General features: G+C 60.7%; 2 protein-coding genes. Both read right to left on the reverse strand.

Annotated features, from left to right (window positions below; all coding sequences use genetic code 11):
• Positions 1-10: 10 nt before the first annotated feature.
• Entirely contained in the window at positions 11-793 is a 783-nt protein-coding gene (locus G6021_RS01185) for an SURF1 family cytochrome oxidase biogenesis protein (protein ID WP_182640497.1), read from the reverse strand.
• Positions 794-988: 195 nt separating this feature from the next.
• On the reverse strand, positions 989-1,732 hold the full coding sequence (locus G6021_RS01190) for a M23 family metallopeptidase (RefSeq protein WP_081615259.1): 744 nt from the start codon (positions 1,730-1,732) through the stop codon (positions 989-991).
• Positions 1,733-2,275: the final 543 nt, after the last annotated feature.

Genomic DNA, 2,275 nt, shown 5'->3' on the forward strand with positions numbered 1-2,275 from the left:
CACAGCTTGTTCAGCAGTCTCCTAGGCTGCCTTGCTCGTCGTTGCCCTGGCTACGTTGGCGGCGCCGCTCCCGGATTTCACTCCACAGAAAGTAGCCAAGCCCAATTGGCGCTAGAACTCCGAATGCAAGCCATTGAAGCCCATAGGACAGGTACGAACCCGCCTCGACTTCCGGTATCGGAGTTGGCTCGAGTGATCCTGGTTGGCCTCCGGGGAGCTGGAGATGATAGCCAGCAAGATCGAGATCCAGAACCCGACCGATCGTCGAGGTTTCAATGGAGCGCACCATGTGACGATCGTGCAGAACTATCGGTTCGGCCGGGGTGTCGGTGGGCATTCTGAGCCTGGCGGTGATGGTCACTGGATCGGCTACCGCGGCCGGGTAGGTCGGCACCGTGTTGTTCTCGCCAACGCGAACCCATCCACGATTAATAAGCAGATCATCGCCGCCCTCGGTCCGAAATGCGGTGAGAACTTGGTAAACCTGTTCCCCGTCGACAGCTTGCTGCCGCAAGAGCACTTCGTCTTCGGGCAGATAGCGACCGGTTACTGTGACCCGATGCCACTCGGATTCGTCCAACGGCGCGTCCCGCGCCGTCAATTCCGTCAACGGCACTGGATCGGCTTCGACGCTGTGAAGAAGTTGGGAATTGCGCGTCTTCAAATCCTCGTTCTTGCCTAACTGCCATGGCGCCAACAGTGTGAAGCACGTATAGACGAACAGTGCGACGGCGATGAAGGAAATCAACCACCCCGGCGTCATCACGCGAAAGACCCTCTGCACGCCGTTCACGGTAGGCGTGGTGGTAGGACGGTCGGCATCGGGGCCCTCCTGTCGGCACCAGCTCCGGCGATCATTAATCGTGCCCGCCTCCCGCCACTGTCGGCAGGGATGGTTCCGATCCGGCGAGATCAGCGTGTTGCGTGCCGAATTGTGGCATCCGGGCCTGGATCGGAAGTGTCGAGCAGCAGGTCGTTGTCTACGTCCTCAGATGACGACGCCGTTCGCGGCCAACCATGACACCGAGTCGATCCACTGGCCGGCGGGATTCTGTACGCCGAAGTGCACATGCGGACCAGTCGAGTAGCCACGGTTACCGACTTCACCGATCACCTGGCCGGCGGTGACCTGCTGGCCTTCGGTGACGTAGTTGGCATTGTTGTGGCCATACTCCAAGAGATAGCCGTCATCGGTCTTGATGCGAATCCATAACCCATAACCGGAAGCGGGGCCGGAGGCCACGACCGTGCCGGACTTGGCTGCATACAAGGGTGTGCCGATCGGCGCAGCGATGTCGGTGCCATTGTGGTTAGCGCCCCACCGCGAGCCGAAGCCAGAGGTGATCGTTCCATCAGTCGGCCTGTGAGCTTGGCTGGCGACCGAAAACGCCGAAGACGACGACTGAGCAGTATCGAATCCGAGCGCCTGGCTCAGCCCGGGGGCCTGACTTGCATACTGGCGGACCGCGTCAGCTCCGATGCCATAGCGGGCGGCAGCCTCTTCGACCATCTGTCCGACGTGCTCGGGATCAGACGATTGGGCAGCGGCCACAGGGGCGACACTAAGCGCCGCGCCACCGGCGATTGCGGCGCCAGCCAGCGTGGTGGCGGCGATCCGGCCCACTCCCCTGGATCGGTTGGCGCGATGACGCCCACCAGCAGAGATGCGGTGGCCCACACCAAGCGAGTCCATGAGATCGGCGAACGGAACGCTCTTGGAGGAGCTCGACATGATTGATTCCTTCAACTTAAGCGATGGTCGCAGCTTCATACCGACGACCACTGGAGACTCCCGAAACGGTAACAGTTGCATATCGTCCGGTCACGGAGAGTTTCCTGAGAATCCAGAAATCAGCAGTTCATACGCCATTTGTTAGTCATCTACGGCATCGCCCGACCGTTACCCCGACGTGATTTTTGGTTCGGATGCGGTCCGGTCGGGGCCACCCCGCAATCGTCCCGGGTGACTAGACCGCGATCAACGCAAGCAGGATCAAGGTCCTTACTCCTGCCCCCTCCTCGTACCCGCCGCACGTGTGATGTCGATCGCTGATGCCGCAGTCTCGTCGGGACAGTCGGTCTCCACCTGCACAGTAGAAAAGAAGAAGCGGTACCGAGCTTGAAGCAGGTTGGAGGCGGATTGGAGAACGATCTGCGGATCGGCGCTTGCGGAGGTGCGCAGGTGGCCGGAGAACACGAAACGTCCACTGGTTAGTGCCCAAGCATGGGCATGATGGACGTCTTCCACCCTGGAGTGTTCCCGCTAAAGTGGCCA

Source organism: Dietzia sp. CW19 (assembly GCF_014145265.1).
Lineage (GTDB): Bacteria > Actinomycetota > Actinomycetes > Mycobacteriales > Mycobacteriaceae > Dietzia > Dietzia natronolimnaea.